Source organism: Algoriphagus marincola DSM 16067, from assembly GCF_000429405.1.
Lineage (GTDB): Bacteria > Bacteroidota > Bacteroidia > Cytophagales > Cyclobacteriaceae > Algoriphagus > Algoriphagus marincola.
Genome location: NZ_KE386897.1, coordinates 265165 through 283147 on the forward strand (window position 1 = coordinate 265165; position 17983 = coordinate 283147).

The following is a 17983-nucleotide window of genomic DNA, read 5'->3' on the forward strand; positions in this document are numbered from 1 at the left end:
TAGGTTTGGATTTCAATGAAGGGGCAAAGGTAGGAAAAATGGGCAAAAGCTCTGTGAGAAATCTCGATTAGTACAAAGGGAATCAGACTTGATACCAGTCCTCTTCTTGATAATCCTTAAATCGGGATCTCCATTCCCTATTCCAAATGATCAGATAATGATCGCTTTTTTGCATGGCTCGGTACCCGAAAAGGTGTAGGATAGGCTTGGCCAGAAATTTTGCAATACGTAAATCCACACGCATCGCATCTTTTTCCGGAGATGCCCATTGCACTCCTGGTAGCCAAGTGATGAGTCGGTCTAGTTTTCTTTTCCGAAGAAAGGCAGATAGGCTTAAAAATAACTGGGGTGTTTTCCGAATCAGGAAAAATCCATCCCTACCTTGAGCTTGATAAAGCGGCATAAAAATCTGTGTGTTCTTAGGTGAATGCACTTCTTTACCCCCAGAAATTGCAAGTTTTTCTCCCTTTGTCACCTCCTGAAAACTTTTAAACCCTGGATTCATTTTGAATTCACTCTCAGGCTCAACCTCAAATCGGAAAAAGATCTCATAGAAATCCTGGAAATAACCATATTCCTCCTTCCAGACCTTCAAACTCTCCTCAACCTTCATGTTTTTGGAGTCACAACTTCCTGCAAAAGCAAGAGAAAGCTGAATGAATCGTTCATGATTTTGGACAGAAATAGGGTCTGTATGCTGACCTCCTTCAAAACCAAAGGATACAAAACCCAATTCATTGATATAGGAAAGCACCGGTCCTTCGATATATTCCTCAATGCCCAAAATAAGCGGTAGGGGATACTGCTGCGCAAAAGCACGATTAATCAGGCTGTCATTGACCGGTATAAAAGGGATGGACTGACTGGAAGTCGTGTGTAGGTCGAAAAAATACAAGGGACCTGATTGGTTTTGAATAACCTCCTGAATCAGGGCAAATAGCTCCGCTAATTCAATTTCATCTTCATTTTCAGGTTGGAAGTTGTCTTTTGAAAGTGCTGCAATATTTTTTTTGGTCCAAAGTCGATTGAGGTCTTTCTCTTCAAATCGCTTGCCCTTTTGGAGTGCCCGGAGATTTCCGGCTAGAGCTGTTACTTTTCCTCTTATGGGGATTTTTTCCTTTCGAATTCTTTGAAGGACATTCCTTAAGGCCCAAACTCCCGAAGGTTCATTTCCGTGAATTCCGGCAAAGAAGATCAGGTGTGGCCCAGGCAATTCTCCCTCTATTTGGTCTATGATGCGATCAAAGTCAAAATCGGTATGAATAGGCGGGCTTAGCTCAGACACTTTTGATGTTTTCCAAATCCTTAGTAGTGATAATTCCGACGAGATAGCCATTTTGAACTACCGGTAGGCATCCAATTTCTTTTTCTTTCATCAGTGTAATGGCATCCTTGATTGGTGTGGAGGGCTTTGCAACAATTACCTCCTTTACCATGATATCCTGGGCAAATAGCTCCGAGGAGTTATCGTGGATTTTATCCCAAAACTGCCGAAGATGACTATAAGTAATGATCCCTACCAAGCGCTCTTTATTGTCCACAACGGGCAGGTGATGAATCCTATTCCAATGCATAAATTCCAGCGTCAACTTGGCTGAATCCAAGGAATCGGCAGTTACAAGCGTTGTGGTCATTATATGTCCAACATTCCCGGCTTTAGTTTCAAAAGCTTCAAATTGATGGGTTTCCGGCCATTGGTGAACCGGCGTTTCATCTTGTTGATTCTCGTAGATGGCTTGAGTCAAGGCTACAATAGCATCATCGGTTTTGTACTTCTTTTTGAGATGTCTGAAGTTTTTGATCATCCATTGTGATCCTGTTTGCTTTTGGCATCGGTATCGGATGATTCCCAGATACTTGTCTATACTATCTTGGGCAAGTCCCATTTTCTGCAGGCCAGCAGCTGCCAAGGGTAGTAATTCATTTAGGATTAATTCGCTTGCAGGGATGCTTTTACCCATCCAGTTTAGGCAGGTTTCATTTCCATAGCGTGCTGCCCTTACAAAATTGGATTTTGCTTCTTCAAACTCCATTTGCTCGGGTAGATTATCATATTCCTTTGGTCTTCCCTGCATCAAACCAGCCCAAAAGGCAAAGTTTGCGATCTCGTCCCTAGCTGTGGGACCCGAGGGTATGTAGCGATTTTCGATCCGTAGATGAGGTTTTCCATTCAAAACGCCATAGCAGGGTCTGTTCCAGCGATAGATGGTGCCATTTTGCAGATTGAGCGCTTTGAGTTTGGGGATTCTGCCTGCTTCCAATTCTTCCAAAGCATGTTGCTCGATTTCTTTGATGAGTAGAATTCGGTAGCTAGAAAGCTGTTTTTTGAAATAATCTACGATGTTTCCCTTTTCCCAGGAGTTACCGAATGAAACTCGCGCCTGCTTGGTAATATGTGCTTTAGAAACTTTCCGAGTATCGATACTTTGCTGGAAAAGTGCGATTCTTGTTTCGTTCCAAAGCTCCTTTCCCAAAAGTAGTGGCGAGTTGACACAGACAGCCAAAACAGGCCCTGAAATCGCCTGAGCCCAGTTGTATGCAGATTCAAAATCATCAGGCTGTATCTGAAGGTGCATTTGAAAACTCGTATTGCAGGCTTCAAACATGACCGAGTCATGGACAATGGAAAGCTCATCGGCACCCATAAAACTCATCCGGAAATTTCCTCCTCGGGCTTTCCGCATCAGGGTATTCAATGCCAAGTAGCGTGGGTTTTCAGTCATGTATTCGAGACTGATTTCGTCCATGGATATCGTTGGAAGGATTCCAGTGAGCAGAACTCGTTCTTCAAATTTCGCACTGCTTTTTTTGGCTTTTTCTAGTAATTCTAGCAACTGAGATTCCATCTCCTCGAAGCAATTCCCCTCGAAAAGGATTGGATCCAGATTGATCTCCAGATTATACTTGGCTAATTCGGTTGTGAAATGTTCGTCCTGTACATCCTCCAACACAGCAGCTGCTTGATTGGAGGGACGGTAATGTTCATTGATCAAGCAAAACTCCTGTTCCGCTCCTATTCGAGTGACTCCTTTTTCCAGCAGGTCTTTCTTGACGAGTAGTTCCAATGCTTGCAGGTCCTCTAGAAGATGATTGATAAAAAGGTTTCTTGCCTGAGCATTATTTTCTAAACTGACCTGCTGATCGCCCATAAATTAGGTGATTGAAAAGTGAAGCTATTTTCTTTTAGAAGGGTTTTATCTCCCTGTACTCAAGATCAAAAATGATTTTAAAAAATTCAAGGCCTGATAATGATTTTCGTTGGTAATCTTACTTTCTAAAAATAACAAAGAATACAATTGCTAAACTTATCAGAGAACATAATATCAAGGCAAGTTTAGAATTGCCCGGTGAGGCGACTGTAACTCCTATACCCAATCCAAAAATAAGTAGAGCCCCTGAAAGTGACAGATACATTTTGGGTCTGAGGGTCAAGTCCCCAATTTTTAGAGGTCTTAATTTCATAGCGAAAAGTGCATGAGAGAATCCTTATCTTTTTTTGAAAAGCAAAGAGACCCAATAGGTAATCAGTGTCAAAATGGATCCGATTCCGATTCCATGGCTTAACCTCCAAAACCATTACATTGTTTGCCCCGGACCCTCAAAAGAAAGATTGCCAACGATTAAAAAGGAAATTGGCACCCAAAGAATCGCTAAAAGAATCAGCAATTTTAATAAAGCAGCAAGAAAAGTATGAAATAAAGTCCCAGGCTTTCTTAGGCTTTCCACTCCCCAATAAATCGATAAAGGAAGAGCAATGATTCCCATCCAGGTGATTGGAGTTCCCATTGGGATTTTACCTTTGGTATCCAAGGGAAGCGACAGCAAAGGTGAGCCAGTGACCAGAAGGATAAAACACTTATCGTCACGATTAGGCAGATCAAGAAGTATATTTTTGTTTTGCTGATAATTAGAGGGGTTTTTACAGTACTTGATCTTTTATTTGATCAGACTCTCAATCACCTCAGGGAAGTATCGATGCTCAAGGGCATGCACTTTTTGGGCGATATCCTCTGGAGTGTCAGTCGGATCTATGGCTGTGGCTGACTGAAAGATGATTTTTCCATCGTCGTAGTTTTCATTGACCAGATGAATCGTGATACCTGTTGATTCATCTCCAGCTGCTTTGACCGCTTCGTGCACATGCATTCCATACATTCCTTTTCCCCCGTAGTTGGGTAGGAGGGCAGGATGGATATTCACCATTCGATCAGGAAAAGCCCGAATCAAGTCTTCCGGGATTTTCAGAAGAAAACCTGCCAAAATCACCCAATCGATCTTTTCTTGTTTCAATTTCTCCAGCAGCTTTCCTTCCTGCATTTCCTTTCTTGAAAAAGTAAAGGTGGGTACCTGAAATTTTTTAGCTCGCTCCAGAACAAAGGCATCTGTTTTATTGGAAGCAATCAAGGCCACAGAAGCTTTTTTACTTTTTTGAAAGTACTCCATGATTTTCTCGGCATTGGAGCCGCTACCGGAAGCGAGAATGGCTAATCTTTGCACAGTGCTGTTTTTATTTGCAGGGCTAAATTAAGAAAGGCCGCTTTAGAAAAAGAGCGGCCTTTGAAATCTTTTTGAAATTAATAAGCGGGGAATTCCTGCTGTAATCCATGAAAAGAGTCGATCATCTCCCAAGATGGACGGTAGAAATCTTGCTGTAAACGACCATTGATGATGCCATCTAGAACAAATTGAAGGGCAGCATTCAGTCGGGAATCTCTCGTGTCACCCCAAGGAATATTCGGACTATCACTGACGGAGAATGTAGCAGGGAATCCTTCGAAATATTCAGCCTTACCCTCTGCATTTGCAGTGGCAAAAGTGATGGGTACTAATTCAACATCGTTTTCAGCCAAGGTGCGGTTGTATCGGGATAGGGGAAAAGAGCCCACAGGTTTGCCGAAGGTATTATCTCCAATCAAGACCAAATCCATGTAGGGATCCAGTGCATTGATCACCAATTCGGAAGCGGAGGCGGAACCACGGCTCGTAATGAAAATTACTCGAGATAGGTTCAGCGAACCGATTTTGGAGAAATTCTCTGATTGATTTAGCTCTGATTTATCCTCGTTCAGCTTATTGGTGTACATCACTTTCCCGGAGTTCGAGGACTGGATTAAGTAATTGAGGATTTGTTCGGCGACAGCTACCGAGCCCCCGCCATTGTATCGCAGGTCGATGATCAATTCATCAATCCCCTCGCCGGTGAAGTAGTTCATGGAGTTTTCCACCTCCTGACTTCGGGTTGGAGTAAGCCCAGCCGTGGCTTTGAAGCTTTGATAGACCCAGTACCCTACTTTTTTATTTCCTATGGGGTAGACATTCTGGTAGAGTACCGAATTGGATTGATATTCAGCTTTGGTATTCGTCCGAGTAGTCGTGCTGCCATCCGGAAGTCGGAAGGTAAAGGTATTGCTGATCCCTGGGTCTGGAGGACCTAAATCGAAATTGTATCCGCCAGAGGAAGTTTTGTAGTCGGCAAGAGGTTTTCCGTTGATCTCGATGATTTCCCATCCTCGCTGCCAGCCATCTTTCCCAGCTGGTGCTTCGTCGAATACAAAGGTCAGGAACAGACGCTCATCTTGGTCAAAAGCAAAGCCGAAACCATGTCCCGCATTTCTTCCTACAAAGGCATTCTGAAACGCCTCTTGCGTGGTAATATATGAAAAGCGGTCTAGCGGCTTGTAAATAATATCTTCCAACAACAGCTCATTGCTCGCGTACTGTGCGGTATTAATTTCTCCAGGAAGCTCCATATTCCAGAAATACCATTCCTGCATGGTCGAGAATATAGCATCCTTCACCACATCAGACTGCGGGTTTGGAGTTGGGTCATCAGTAGTCCGACAGGACCAAATAACCAAGACCATTAACCCAATAATCCATCTTATTTTCCTCATATCTATTGATTTTATGGTATTTACGAAATATCCTTTGAGGCGGATGTCATTAGATCGCGATGTCGTACACTTTTACGGTTTTCCACATGGAAGAATATTTATCAATAAACTCCAAGTGCAAGGGGTCTTTTTGATAGGCTAATTGGTCCTCGAGGCTATCGAAAAAGAGCGTGCAGGATACTTGCCATGAATGATCAACCACCTCTCTTTTTTCGGTATCAGCAGGGGTACCGGCGATGAATCTTCCTACAGTTTTGCATTTTCCCAGCATAGGAACTGCCGCTGTTAGGAATTCTTGGGTGTCATTTTCATCATGTAACCAAAAATAAACTTGGTGGATCATCGGTTGTTTTTTCATGTTTTGTCCAATTGAGTTAATAGGTAAGAAAGCAGCTGCAGAGGCTGCGGAAATAGTTTTTAAGAAATTTCTTCGCTGTATCATGCTTAGGCTTGTTGAATGGCTAAAGATAGGCTTTCTGCAGAATTTGATATTCAATAGTATAATTCAATTTTGAGAATCAGAAGTGAAAGTTTAGGCAATTCACAATAAGTAGACTCTGAATATTGCAATTTGATATGAAGTCTGTTGAAAACTTACCGAGATCAATTCCCAGCTAGCTTTTCCCTATATTTTTTATCCAGGGCTTTTGCAAATGCTGTTTTATCATTGCGAAGTGACTCCATGGATTCTCCGTTCACAATAGTAGGGTGGAGGTCTCGTAAATGGCTATCGCTCCAAGTAGCAAGTTCTACAAGGATAGGCGTCAAAGCCAATCCCTTTTCTGTCAATAAGTATAGATTGGTCTTTTTATTTCCCGGTCGTTTTGTTTTGATGATGATTCCCACTTCCTCCAAAAATTTGAGTTTTGCGGATAGAATATTGGTGGCAATTGCTTCCTCACTTTCGGCAAAGTCTTTGAAAGTTTCTTTGCCTTCAATCAGCATTTGCTTGATGATCACCAATATCCACTTGTCTCCTAGAATGTCCAAGGCTGAAGTAAAGGGACAATCACATCTGAAATCCTGTCGCATCTGATATGGCTTTTTTGAAAATTACTTGCAAAATGAAATTTATTTTCATTATTGCTTGCAAATTGAAAGTAATTATATACTTTTACTTGCAAATCAAAAGTAATTAATTCAGATCAAATGAAAAAAGCAATCACTGTATTTCTGCTGGCAGGTATCCTCGCTTCCTGTGGCATGAGTCAAAGTAAATCAATAGACGAGGATGATTCTTCAACAGAAAAAACAATGAATAACAAAGAAATTGTAGGCACCTTCTTAGGAGCTGTTGCCAAGCAAGACGCTGAGACCATGCGCCAACTTGCAAATGCCGATTACATTCAGCATAATCCATACGTGCCGACTGGATTAGAGCCTTTTATTGGGTTATTGCCTGTTTTGAAAGAAAATGGGACTTATGCCGAAAACGTGCGGATGTTCCAGGACGGAGACTTTGTTTTTATGCACAACATCTGGAAAAATGCCAAGCCTTTTGGAGCAGATGAAATGGTGGCTTTTGATATCATCCGCGTGGTTGAAAACGGCAAAGTGGCCGAGCATTGGGATGCAATGACAGTCTTGGTCAAAGAAACAGCAAGTGGTAGGAGCCAAACTGACGGACCAACTATTTCTGAAGATTTAGACAAGACTGAAGCGAATAAGAAATTGGCTATTTCGCTTGTAGAAGATGTTCTGATGGGTAAAAATCCAGAGAAGATTGGTGAGTACATCAGTTCCGAAGAGTATCATCAGCACAACCCACAAATCAAAGATGGATTGACTGGCATAGTGGAAGCGGTAGAATATCTCAGTTCACAGGGAAATATGTTTAAGTACACCAAAATCCACAAAGTATTGGGAGAGGGAAATTTTGTACTTACGGTGAGTGAAGGCGAATGGAATGGGGGCAAGAAACACGTTTTTTATGATCTATTTAGAATGAAAAACGACAAGATTGTAGAGCATTGGGATGTGATTCAAGAAATCCCCACAGAAGGGTTGGCACATACAAACGGAATGCTTGGATTTTAGTCAGCCTCAGGAATTTTTAATAAAATCCAGAATGAATTCAGCGATTCATTCTGGATTTTTTGTGTTTAGAAGTAAAAGCTGATTATAAACTCGACAGTTCTATCAAAGTCATTCCTTGGATTTATTGTCCTCATATACCGACAATCATTTCCTTTGCACTTTTGTGGGAAATGTGTACTTATTCTCACTTCAGATTGGTAATATAGTCGCGACCGCTGGTATCCAAGCCTGACCTTAAGGATACGGTCCATATTAATTACTCCTTGATCTAATGAGAAAAACACCACTATTATTGGTCCTGATAATCTTTTCCTTAACTCCTTATGCAATTAGTCAAACCTTGATCGGTAATACCACCCCTCCCAATAAACTTCGGGTCTTTATCGATGGCTGTGAACGAAGAGATGGAGGCTGTGATATGGATTTTATTAGAACAGAAATTACGGCAGTGGACTTCTACAGGGATAATCAACTGGCTGATGTGTTTGTGCTTATCAATAATAATGAATCTGGTGGAGGAGGACGACAATACCAACTTATTTTCATAGGTCAACAAAACCTTCATGCAGGTAGAACTGATACTCTTTATGTAAATAATAAACAGACGGATACCGACTTTGAAGTACGTGAAAAATTGACCCGATATATCAAATTAGGTTTGGCTCCGTACGTGGCAAAGACCAAGGCAGGGGAGATAGTTGATATCAATATGAAGACTAGCCCAAGCGTTCTCGAAGACACTGAACTGGAAATGGTAGATCCATGGGATTACTGGGTTTTTAATATTGGCAGTGATGCTAATATTGAATTAGAGGAATTAAGCAGAGACATCAATTTTGGTGCAGATATCAATGTCAACCGGATCACAGATGATTGGAAGATCAATATATCCGGCAGAATAAATGAAAGGCTAAGAACAACGGTTCAGAAGGAACCCAGAGTCGACGGGAATGGAAACCCGGTTCTTGATGAAAATGGCAACCCCATTATCGACGAAGTTGAGAGTGATTTTGATGTATCAGAATTTGGATTTGGACATCAGTTGGTAAAGTCTATTTCGCCTCAATGGTCTTACGGATACGATTTGGATGGTCGGCAGAACACTCGCTTCAATTACCAGTTTCAAGTCAGCTTCAGACCGGCAATTGAGTACAATTTCTATCCGGAATCAGAGCAAAATTCTAGGTTTCTGCGATTGAACTATGGGATTGAGGTGAGGAATAATACCTATGTCGAAGAAACGATTTATGGTGCAAATCAAGAGACCAGAGCGCTCCAAAGTCTGAGAGCCAGTCTAGGATTAACTCAGCGATGGGGAAATCTTCAAGTTGGCTACCGTTTCAGAAACTATTTGGATGATTTTAGCTTTTGGACCACCGGTTTGAATATCAGCGCTGAAGTCCGGGTGACCGGTAACTTTTCTTTTTATGTACGAGCAGAGGGCAACTATGTAAAGGACCAGATTTACCTTGCATCTGGAGATTTTACCGAACAGGATATTTTGAGTGGGAGAGTCACTCTGCCCTCTGCCTATACCATCGATACGAGATTTGGATTTAATTACCGCTTTGGCTCCAATCTCAATAATTTCGTGAATCAACGGTTCTTCGGGAGAGCAAATTTTGTTGGGAATGATTGATCTTTCATTCGAAGAGAAGGAATAAAGAACGACAATTAATTCTTTCTTCCTTTTGAAAATAAATTATTGTCCACTCAAAAGTCAGCTAGCAAAAAGTGCTAGAAAATGAACTTTTGATTATTCATTTGATACCATGTTTTTGGTGGCTATTATTTCTTTTTCAGTTTGCTCTGTTTTCGTGTCAAAAATCAAAAGTCCTTGATTAGTGGCGTCAAGTTGATCAATTAACTCACCTTTTTTGTTCCAAATAGCACTTTGTCCAGCGCTCAAAAAGTTATCACAATGCCCCACACAGTTTGACATCAATATGGGCGTCTTGAACTCCTTTGCAATGCCAGGAAAGTGTTGGTATGCTTTTTCAATTCCGCCTTTTGGTTTGGCTACACTGGCAATGTAAATATCGGCTCCTTGATTTTTGGCATTTAAGAAATGTTCTTTTTGCAATGTCTCATAGCAGATTCCCACAGCGATTTTTACTCTATCCATGGTAAAGAAAGTTTGGTATTTGCCCCTTGCAAAATAAGGGAGCTCGTCCGCATGCAATAGTTGCTTGGCATAAGTTGTCCTTTCTTTATTGGGTCGAAAAATCAACATACTGATATTGATTCCCTCGGTTGCTTTTGTTGGCATTCCGATTCCAATAGCTATTTTATTTTTATTGGAAAGCTCTTGAAATGGATCAAAAATAGTGCTTTTGATGTCTGTCGCTAATTCCTCGGCTAATTCGGGTTCGTAGTTTGTAATAGACAATTCAGGAAAGATGATCAAATCAGCTTTTAATTGGATTGCACGCTTGATCAACTCCAAATGGCTTTCAATATTCCTTTGGATATTTCCTTTTTCGGATTTCGTTTGTGCAATGCAGACTTTCATGTGTTTATAATTTGTTTTTAGCGGTCACATGAAATCTCGAAATTATAGTCATACCTCGGTGTGAAGGGTACGTCATGCTCGATTTCATCTTTTTATCATTTGATTTTTAAATGCCACAGCCTGTCCCGTCATGTCGGTCGGGATGCAATCCCTGCCTGCCGGCTGTCAGGTATTTACTTTGACGGCTCGGCTAGGTGCCGGTCAAAGTATTCGATTAGCTTACCAAACAGGTAGCGATCGTAATGCTGCTCACGGCTCCATCCATGCGTTGCTCCTGGTGCAAAGGCAAAATCGAAGTCTTTGCCCTGTTTGATCAGTTCTTCCGCTAGCACGGCTACAGTCTTAAAGGGTACCACATGGTCCTGCATACCGTGGATAAACAGGAGTTTATCTTGCAGATTTGCTGCATACTTGAGGGCTTTTCTTTCGAAGATCTCCGGATCTGTCTGTGGGGTACGTACTATAGCCACATCGTCCGTACCAAAAAACATCGGGTCCACAGCCGCCGCAGCAGCTACACCCACTTGGAATAAGCCCGGCTTCATCAACAGCGAATAAACGGATAGTGTACCCCCGTAACTGCTGCCCCAGATGCCGATGCGATCGGGATCGACATAATCCAGGGACTCCATGTAGGCAACAGCACTCGCATAATCCTCAATGTCCTGATCAGCAAAGCCCAGTAGGAACTCTTCACGGAATGCCCTCCCATATCCATTACTACCCCGTGAATCTACCTGCACGATGATGTACCCCTTCTTTACCAACAGCTGCTGTACGAGACTGTAGTTGCCAGCCCAGCGGTTTCTCGCAGTATTCGAATACACGGGCCCAAAGAGCACTGGATACTTCTTGCCGGGCTGCATTTTGGTGGGTTTCAGAATCCGGGCAAGCAACGTATAGTCATCTACCAAACTGGGGAAACTAACGTATTCCGCAGCAGTCCAGGTTCGCTCCGTGAAGGCGGGTAAGGGTGAATGGGTGATTTTCTTAGTAGTACCATCCTCGCTTCCTGCCACGTATAGCTCGGGTGGTGAGGTATCGTTGCTGTGCATAAACACCAAGTGCTTGCCATCCGGTGAAGGATAGCCAATATTCTGTCCAGCAAGCTGCGTCAACTGCTCGGGTTCACCATCGGACATTTTCAATCGATACACGTGTTGTTCGTAGGGATTCACGCCGTTGCCGGCATAAAAAAGTGCATCCCCAGCAATAATGGGGGAGGAGAGCACATCATAGGATGGATCGGTAAGGAGCTGCGGGCGGTCCTTAGAAGATAAGAAGTCGATCGTATAAAGTCCATAGCGATCACCCAAATCACTTAAGAAAACGACCTGCTGCCCATCCGGATGCCAAGAAGATCCAAAGGATGTGTACATGCGGCTTTCCCGAACGCCTCTCCAAATCCCTTTCACTTGGCTTTCTCCAGGTGAAACGACGAACAACATCCGTTCAACCGCCGTATCGGATGCGATATCCACTAGCAAAGCCCCATCCGGTGACCAGTTGAAGTCGATGACCTGATTCGCATGCGGGTCCGGCAAATCGAGGTATCTGATGTTGCCACTTGCTACATCGAGTAGGCCAACCCTTCGAATTTCGTTTGGATCACCGGGATAACTTCGACGTACCTCGTTGGGATTGGTTTCGGCATCGAGGTAATCCGGGAAGGGCACCTTTCGCATTTCTCTTCGGTCCACCACATGAATCGCGATGGTCATGCCATCCGGGGACCATTTGTAGGTTGGTCCACTCCAGATGCCCGGACCGATTTCACGTTCCGCACGGCTGTAACGTCCCTTTGGTAAGCTAGAGAGAGGGGCGATGCCGATCTCGGTGAGTTGGCGATTCTGTTTGGAAGAGAGGTCAGCAAGCCACAGGTCACCGTTCTGTATATACGCCGCTTGCTTACCGCTTGGCGATATCGAAAGATTACTCGCACCTGCCTCGACGGGCATCAACTGAAGGTCAACTCCTTTGCTGACTGATGTCTGCCATAGCTGGTCACCTCGCAGGCTGAGGATGGTATTTGCGTCGGTCCAGGCTATATCGCGTACTGACGGGGATTTCGTATTGGAAATAAGGCGTAATCCTTCCCCATCGCTCATGGATACCCAGAGGCCACGCCCAGAGTTTCCTGGTTCGCTCCATGAAAAGGCAAAGTACTCGCTGTTCGGTGCCCAGACAGGTTGAGAAGGGCTTGTTCCTGTCAGTTTTGGCCTTGCAAATAGGTCATCCAGTGTGAGCTCGGCTTCCTGCGCTTGGAGGCTTGTAAAAATCGCTATCAGAAAACCTACCATGAACCATATTCGCCAAAAAGAAATCTGTTGCATGTGTTTATTTAGTAATTCGGGTAAAATTTCTTATTCGGCTCAAAATAGCTAAATGAGATGGAATAATAATAAGGCTAGTGGACCTGCCGACCGGAGGTGGGGAATCCATCCTTAGGGGAGCTTCTTACCCATTCTTGACTTCTTCCAATCAGTCCTGTCTATTGAAGGCAGGCCAAAAAGTAGCCAATCAAGCCTGTCCGCCTCAGGAAGACCAAATATAGCCCCGCCTGACCGGACGGGCAGGCAAAACAAAGAAATATTGCTAAAAAATGAACTTTTGATTATTCATGGAAGCCGATGTTGTGCTTGGTGTTTTTCTTTATTTTTCAATTACTATCATTCGATAATCAGTTTCAGATTTATGTCCGCTGTCCTTGTCTTCAAAAATGTATTTGAAGACCTTTTCAATAAGACGTTTTCGTTTTCTTTCAAAGTCAATTGCTTTGTTGAGGATTTGGGCCTTTTCCTTTATGTCTTGAATGCAAACAACCATAAGACTTCCTTTTCTTAGATCCGAGACGATTTTCTTAATCAGTCTAATTTCTTTTTCCTTGTCTTTCTTTGCGAAGTGAAACATACTGTCCAAAAGAACAAATTCAAACTCACTAAAACGGTCAAAAGCGTAAATGTCTCCGACTTGTCCAACCAAATCCAATTTTTCTTTTAGTCCGATTTCATTCATTTGGTCGATTCCGACTCGCGAGTTGTCAATGCCTGTCACAGAGTAGCCAAGTCGCGCCAAAGCGATTGCATCTCTTCCTTGTCCGCAGCCTAGGTCAAGCACCTTACCTTTTATTGGAAATTCAGCAAAAAACTCAATCAATTCTGGGTAAGGTTCTCCGAATAAGTTTGCTGTCTGATAGTATTTGTCATAGGTTACTGTCATTCGGTCTTTTTACATTTAGCACAACGGCTACGTATTGGCGATGGTGGGGCATTTGAAAAACGTCAGCCTAACATTTGCACAAATGCCCAATAGAATTACAAATGTTGAGTTTACAACTGTCACCCCCACTATTGCCAATACGATGTTAGCGGAAGTGATTCTATTTCGGCAATATAGTTACAATGATTCTTTTGTATCTTGATAACTGAGGTGTTCCTTTGTCTGTAATTTTCAGAATAATATGTACAGTTTCTTTTTTCTCCACATCGGGTGCCGTTATCCAAATATTATTATAATTTTCAGGAGAAACTTTGATGGCTTTTTTATAAGTACCAGCCTCGGGATAGTCAAACCATAAATAACTAAAACTGTCGCCATCAGGGTCATAAGTATCTGACGCATCAATGCCAAATCCCTGACCCGATTTCACGGTAATTTCATCTTTCTGATTGATTACTGGCACAGGTGGATGGTTTGCATTTTTATATTCCGCTACACACCAATCCATACGTGCTGCAAAGTCGTTTTGAAAATCTTCACGCCAACGCCATAGCGAAGCTTTATTGTCGTTGTACTGAGTGGTATCTAATTTAATTACTCGTCCGAAATCATTTGGTATGAAATGGCGGTAGTTGTCTGTTGCATTTGTCCATATAGGTCTTGTTTCTGGCTCAAAAGGAACACCTGAACTTCCTTTTTTATACTTTGCAAAATCGGGCTTGTATAATTCATAACGACCACCCCAACCGCCCCAATTAGGGTTTTCAGGATTGTTCAGCCCATTTGGTATTAGATTTAAAAATGCAGGGGTATCGCCTTCCATACCCCAAGCTACATCTGGATAAGCTGCTCCAAGGGGTCCGTGTGCTTGTTGTATATTTTGTGCTAACCATTTATTACTGATTTCTTCATTACTGATGCCTTTTATTTGATTGTTTATCGCAATCCATGTTGCACTGCCGTAATCATCACCAGGGCTTACTACATAGTGTAAGTCTGGAAAATTATTTCTTATCCAAATACCGCTGTCATCTTGGTCGGAAATAGTGTAAACCTTTAATTTTGCAATGAGCCGTTTCAATTCCGTGGCATTTTTCGTTTCTTTTAATTTGAATAATGCCTGAGCCAAAGTATTTGCCCCACCCCATACGGATATGTGTAGGGGTCTTGGGTCATTGTCTTCAAGAATTTTTATTATCCAGTCAGAACCTTCTGAATCCTGTCCCTTACCGACCCCGAGCATACCGTATTTTGCCAATCCTTGTTTTATTGTCAGTAAAAGTTCGTTTTCAGTAGGGAAGCCCGGTTCGTGCTTATTCAGATTGGCTTGTACGTTTCCATAAGCCTTTACAATTTTCTTTATGGATTCAGGTGCCACCCTGCTTTTTTGCCAACAAGAGGTCGTAGCAATCATTCCTTTGATGTCTATTTGGTTGGCGTATAAGAGTAAACGAACAAACGACTGGGCATCGTCTGGGTCTGCTTCAATATCAGAGAGAATAATCACTCTATTTTTGGTGATGCTTTGAGAGTGTACTGTTTGAGAATAGAAAATTGAAAATGTAGTGATACAAAGAATTGTGAGTGTTTTCATTTTCTTTTTTATTGATTTTTCACTTGATGTTAATGATGTCGTTTTCATTTCCGCTAACGGTTTGTATAAGAACAGTATCGGATTCATGCTCTTAAATTTCAAATAGCAATTTACTTAATTTAAACAAAAAACGGTTCAAGTTTGCACCTAAACCGTTATTGCTCTTGTACCTTGTTAGGCACAGTATTTTAATTCAAATTTCTATACTCACTGGGGCTAAGCCCAGTTTTTGATTTGAATAGATTGCTAAAATGCTGCGGATATTGAAAGCCCAAAGAGTAAGCAATTTGACTAATTGAATTTTTAGAACTTAGAAGTTGATTTTTTGCCTTCTCTATTACAAAAAGGTGAATGTGTTCTTGAGCAGTTTTGCCGGTTTCTTTCTTTAACAAATCGCTTAAGTAGCTTGAAGAGAAGTTTAGCTGGCTAGCCAAGTATTTTACATTTGGCATTCCCATTTCCAAAACATCTTCCTTTTCATAATACCTCTTCAAAAGCTTCTCAAATTTTGAAACATAGTCAAGATTCAAATTGGAACGTGTGTAAAATTGACGATCGTAAAATCTAGTACAGTAATCAAGCAACAATTCAATATTAGAAATGATCAGGTTCTGGCTGTGCTTGTCCAAGTTCTGACTGTATTCAATGACGATTTTATCGAGTAAACCTTCAATGGTTTTTAATTCTTCGGCTGAAAGGTGCAGAGCTTCATTTACCTCGTAGTTAAAAAATGAATACTGACTCATTTTATCAGCAAGGTTGGATTTTCTAATCAAGTCTGGATGAAAAGCCAGTATCCAGCCTGCTTTGGACTCATCTTCTGTTGGCATTTCACCCTCAAACATAGTCACCTGACCGGGAGAGGTAAACACCAACGTGCCTTCCTCGTAATCGTATGAATTTTTCCCATAGAATAAATTGCCACATCCAAGTTGCTTGAGGGTAATCTGATATAGATTATTAATGATTTTGACACCATTGAAATCCTTTTGGGTGTTAAAGTCTCTCGTTTGAACCACTGTGACCAAAGGGTGCTTTGGGGCAGGTAAGCCCATCGATTGATGGGCTTGACTGATCGAGTTTATGATAAATTCTCTAGCCATAGTTTAACATTTCAACGGTTTATTTTAGTTGGCTCAAAAGTATTTTATCAAACATACTATCGCCCAACCATTTACGCATACCTACAAGTGGTTTTGCTAAATAGCCTTTCAGGTATCTTGTTTTAGGCTTTTTCTCGGAAGCGGCTTTAGCTATTTCTTTACCCAATACATCAACTGGTGTTAGTTTATCATTGTTCTTGTCTGAAGAATCTATGACCTTCTTCACCATGTCAGCGTAAGGACCATTGCCGCTTACTTTATGTAAGTTTTCCATGGCAATATCGCCCCATTCTGTTTGTATTCCACCCGGTTCTACAATCGCTACGTCAATCCCAAATTGCTTTACTTCAATGCGCAAACAATCGCTCCAACCTTCCAAGGCATATTTTGTTGCGTGATACCATGCACCAAATGGCGTGTACATTTTTCCACCCATGGAAGAAATATTGACAATTCTGCCAGATTTTTGCTTTCTCATAGTAGGCAAAACCAATTGAGTGATTCGTGCCAAACCGAAGATATTGACTTCAAACTGACGTTTAGCTTCTTCAATAGGCACTTCTTCTACTGAACCATAAGAACCATAGCCTGCATTATTGACCAGGACATCTATTCTACCTTCTTTTTCTAAAACCGTATTTACCGCATCTACAATAGTTTCGTCTTTGGTTAAGTCGAGCGATACGACTCCCATCCCATTTTCTTTAAGGTCGTTCATTTTTTCGGTACGTCTGGCCATACCATAAACTTTATACCCTTTTTGTTGCAGTTCAAAGGCGGTAGATTTACCCATTCCTGAACTTGCTCCTGTTATTATTGCTACTTTTTGCATTTTTAGTTGGATTATTCTGATTCTGTCAAAGCTTCAATAACCAATTCAGAAAACAATGCACTACTGTGTTGCTGCTGTCCTGTGATTAATCTTCCATCTCTTATGGCAAAAGGTGTTAAAGGTGCTTTTGCTTCATAGTTGGTATTTGGATTTTTCTTGGCTTCTGTTTCAATCGTATATTCATTGATTTTGATACCACCAGCAGCCTGGTTGTTCATTTCTTCTTCAGCATCACAGTATCCAGTCCATGTTTTCCCATCGGCTAGTAAGGTGCCGTCAGACAACTTTGTCCACAGCAATAGGCTTGTTCCGTGGCAGAGCATACCTACTACTTTTCCTTGCTCATAAAAGTCCGCAATGAATTTATGAAGGTTGGTGTCGTCTTTAAAGGTCACCAACGGCCCACCACCACCAGCAACACATACGGCATCATAATCGGAAACATTCAAATCGCTGATAGAAGGGGTGTTTTCCATTAGTTTTCCAAACTCTTTATGGTTGCTAAAACCTAGCGTTACTAAATCATTTGGATAAATGGTTCCTTCATTAGCAGGATCAGAGAATCCGTCAAATTCTACTTTTCCACCGTTAGGTGAAGCCAGGTCGACTTTGAAGCCTGATTCTATAAAATCGTAGAATGGTCTGGTCAATTCCTCTGCAAAGAATCCTACAGGGAACCCCTTTAGAGTCGCTGGGTTTGAAACTAAATACAGAACCTTTTTCTGCTGGTATTTATATGGCTTAGTTCTTCTTATTACTTGATTTTCCATTGTATTTGTTTTTTTAGTTGAT

15 protein-coding genes are annotated in these 17983 nt (G+C 41.8%); 2 read left to right on the plus strand and 13 right to left on the minus strand.

The features are described 5' to 3' along the window. Positions 1 to 82 precede the first annotated feature (82 nt). From G457_RS0116220 to G457_RS0116255, 6 genes are all read right to left on the minus strand, one after another. Positions 83 to 1285, minus strand: a complete 1203-nt coding sequence (locus tag G457_RS0116220; RefSeq protein WP_051260863.1) for a succinylglutamate desuccinylase/aspartoacylase family protein — start codon at positions 1283 to 1285, stop codon at positions 83 to 85. Further along, positions 1278 to 3149 (minus strand): CBS domain-containing protein, encoded by a 1872-nt coding sequence (locus G457_RS0116225; RefSeq protein ID WP_026947397.1) that lies wholly within the window; start codon positions 3147 to 3149, stop codon positions 1278 to 1280. Before G457_RS0116225 ends, G457_RS0116220 begins: the two co-directional genes overlap by 8 nt. Before the next feature lie 787 nt (positions 3150 to 3936). Next, positions 3937 to 4497 carry a phosphoribosylglycinamide formyltransferase gene (gene purN, locus G457_RS0116240; RefSeq protein WP_026947400.1) on the minus strand — a complete coding sequence of 187 codons (561 nt, stop codon included), beginning with the start codon at positions 4495 to 4497 and terminating at the stop codon, positions 3937 to 3939. 77 nt (positions 4498 to 4574) lie between these two features. Next, positions 4575 to 5894: a S41 family peptidase gene (locus G457_RS0116245; protein ID WP_026947401.1), complete on the minus strand. Its 1320-nt coding sequence runs from the start codon at positions 5892 to 5894 to the stop codon at positions 4575 to 4577. A gap of 49 nt (positions 5895 to 5943) precedes the next feature. After that, positions 5944 to 6252, minus strand: coding sequence for a Dabb family protein (locus tag G457_RS0116250; protein ID WP_246628768.1), 309 nt, complete (start codon positions 6250 to 6252; stop codon positions 5944 to 5946). Between the two features lie 245 nt (positions 6253 to 6497). Further along, complete coding sequence (locus G457_RS0116255) at positions 6498 to 6926, minus strand: winged helix-turn-helix transcriptional regulator (RefSeq protein WP_026947403.1); 429 nt, start codon at positions 6924 to 6926, stop codon at positions 6498 to 6500. Between the two features lie 117 nt (positions 6927 to 7043). Between G457_RS0116255 and G457_RS0116260 the strand changes: the two genes are divergently transcribed. Both G457_RS0116260 and G457_RS0116265 read left to right on the plus strand, forming a co-directional pair. Beyond that, positions 7044 to 7931, plus strand: a complete 888-nt coding sequence (locus G457_RS0116260; RefSeq protein WP_026947404.1) for a nuclear transport factor 2 family protein — start codon at positions 7044 to 7046, stop codon at positions 7929 to 7931. A gap of 271 nt (positions 7932 to 8202) precedes the next feature. Then, positions 8203 to 9570 (plus strand): hypothetical protein, encoded by a 1368-nt coding sequence (locus G457_RS0116265; protein ID WP_211230239.1) that lies wholly within the window; start codon positions 8203 to 8205, stop codon positions 9568 to 9570. Positions 9571 to 9687: 117 nt separating this feature from the next. Here the strand turns inward: G457_RS0116265 and G457_RS21745 are convergent, their stop codons facing one another. The 7 genes from G457_RS21745 to G457_RS0116300 form a co-directional block, all read right to left on the minus strand. Continuing rightward, positions 9688 to 10443 carry a carbon-nitrogen hydrolase family protein gene (locus tag G457_RS21745; protein WP_051260864.1) on the minus strand — a complete coding sequence of 252 codons (756 nt, stop codon included), beginning with the start codon at positions 10441 to 10443 and terminating at the stop codon, positions 9688 to 9690. A gap of 173 nt (positions 10444 to 10616) precedes the next feature. After that, on the minus strand, positions 10617 to 12776 hold the full coding sequence (locus G457_RS0116275) for a S9 family peptidase (RefSeq protein WP_026947406.1): 2160 nt from the start codon (positions 12774 to 12776) through the stop codon (positions 10617 to 10619). 319 nt (positions 12777 to 13095) lie between these two features. Continuing rightward, complete coding sequence (locus G457_RS0116280) at positions 13096 to 13662, minus strand: class I SAM-dependent methyltransferase (RefSeq protein WP_026947407.1); 567 nt, start codon at positions 13660 to 13662, stop codon at positions 13096 to 13098. 160 nt (positions 13663 to 13822) lie between these two features. Further along, positions 13823 to 15304: a nucleoside hydrolase-like domain-containing protein gene (locus G457_RS0116285; RefSeq protein ID WP_248602871.1), complete on the minus strand. Its 1482-nt coding sequence runs from the start codon at positions 15302 to 15304 to the stop codon at positions 13823 to 13825. Between the two features lie 140 nt (positions 15305 to 15444). Further along, a complete protein-coding gene (locus G457_RS0116290; protein WP_026947409.1) occupies positions 15445 to 16359 on the minus strand; it encodes a helix-turn-helix domain-containing protein in 915 nt (304 codons plus the stop codon). A 19-nt stretch (positions 16360 to 16378) separates the two neighbouring features. Beyond that, on the minus strand, positions 16379 to 17191 hold the full coding sequence (locus G457_RS0116295) for an oxidoreductase (RefSeq protein WP_026947410.1): 813 nt from the start codon (positions 17189 to 17191) through the stop codon (positions 16379 to 16381). 11 nt (positions 17192 to 17202) lie between these two features. Beyond that, positions 17203 to 17961 (minus strand): type 1 glutamine amidotransferase domain-containing protein, encoded by a 759-nt coding sequence (locus tag G457_RS0116300; RefSeq protein ID WP_051260865.1) that lies wholly within the window; start codon positions 17959 to 17961, stop codon positions 17203 to 17205. Positions 17962 to 17983: the final 22 nt, after the last annotated feature.

Excerpts from the sequence above, each read along its gene's own strand:
- G457_RS0116225 (WP_026947397.1), bottom strand. The coding sequence starts at position 3,149 with ATGGGCGATCAGCAGGTCAGTTTAGAAAATAATGCTCAGGCAAGAAAC.
- G457_RS0116245 (WP_026947401.1), bottom strand. The coding sequence starts at position 5,894 with ATGAGGAAAATAAGATGGATTATTGGGTTAATGGTCTTGGTTATTTGG.
- G457_RS0116250 (WP_246628768.1), bottom strand. The coding sequence starts at position 6,252 with ATGAAAAAACAACCGATGATCCACCAAGTTTATTTTTGGTTACATGAT.
- G457_RS0116255 (WP_026947403.1), bottom strand. The coding sequence starts at position 6,926 with ATGCGACAGGATTTCAGATGTGATTGTCCCTTTACTTCAGCCTTGGAC.
- G457_RS0116260 (WP_026947404.1), top strand. The coding sequence starts at position 7,044 with ATGAAAAAAGCAATCACTGTATTTCTGCTGGCAGGTATCCTCGCTTCC.
- G457_RS0116265 (WP_211230239.1), top strand. The coding sequence starts at position 8,203 with ATGAGAAAAACACCACTATTATTGGTCCTGATAATCTTTTCCTTAACT.
- G457_RS21745 (WP_051260864.1), bottom strand. The coding sequence starts at position 10,443 with ATGAAAGTCTGCATTGCACAAACGAAATCCGAAAAAGGAAATATCCAA.
- G457_RS0116275 (WP_026947406.1), bottom strand. The coding sequence starts at position 12,776 with ATGCAACAGATTTCTTTTTGGCGAATATGGTTCATGGTAGGTTTTCTG.
- G457_RS0116280 (WP_026947407.1), bottom strand. The coding sequence starts at position 13,662 with ATGACAGTAACCTATGACAAATACTATCAGACAGCAAACTTATTCGGA.
- G457_RS0116285 (WP_248602871.1), bottom strand. The coding sequence starts at position 15,304 with ATGAAAACGACATCATTAACATCAAGTGAAAAATCAATAAAAAAGAAA.
- G457_RS0116290 (WP_026947409.1), bottom strand. The coding sequence starts at position 16,359 with ATGGCTAGAGAATTTATCATAAACTCGATCAGTCAAGCCCATCAATCG.
- G457_RS0116295 (WP_026947410.1), bottom strand. The coding sequence starts at position 17,191 with ATGCAAAAAGTAGCAATAATAACAGGAGCAAGTTCAGGAATGGGTAAA.
- G457_RS0116300 (WP_051260865.1), bottom strand. The coding sequence starts at position 17,961 with ATGGAAAATCAAGTAATAAGAAGAACTAAGCCATATAAATACCAGCAG.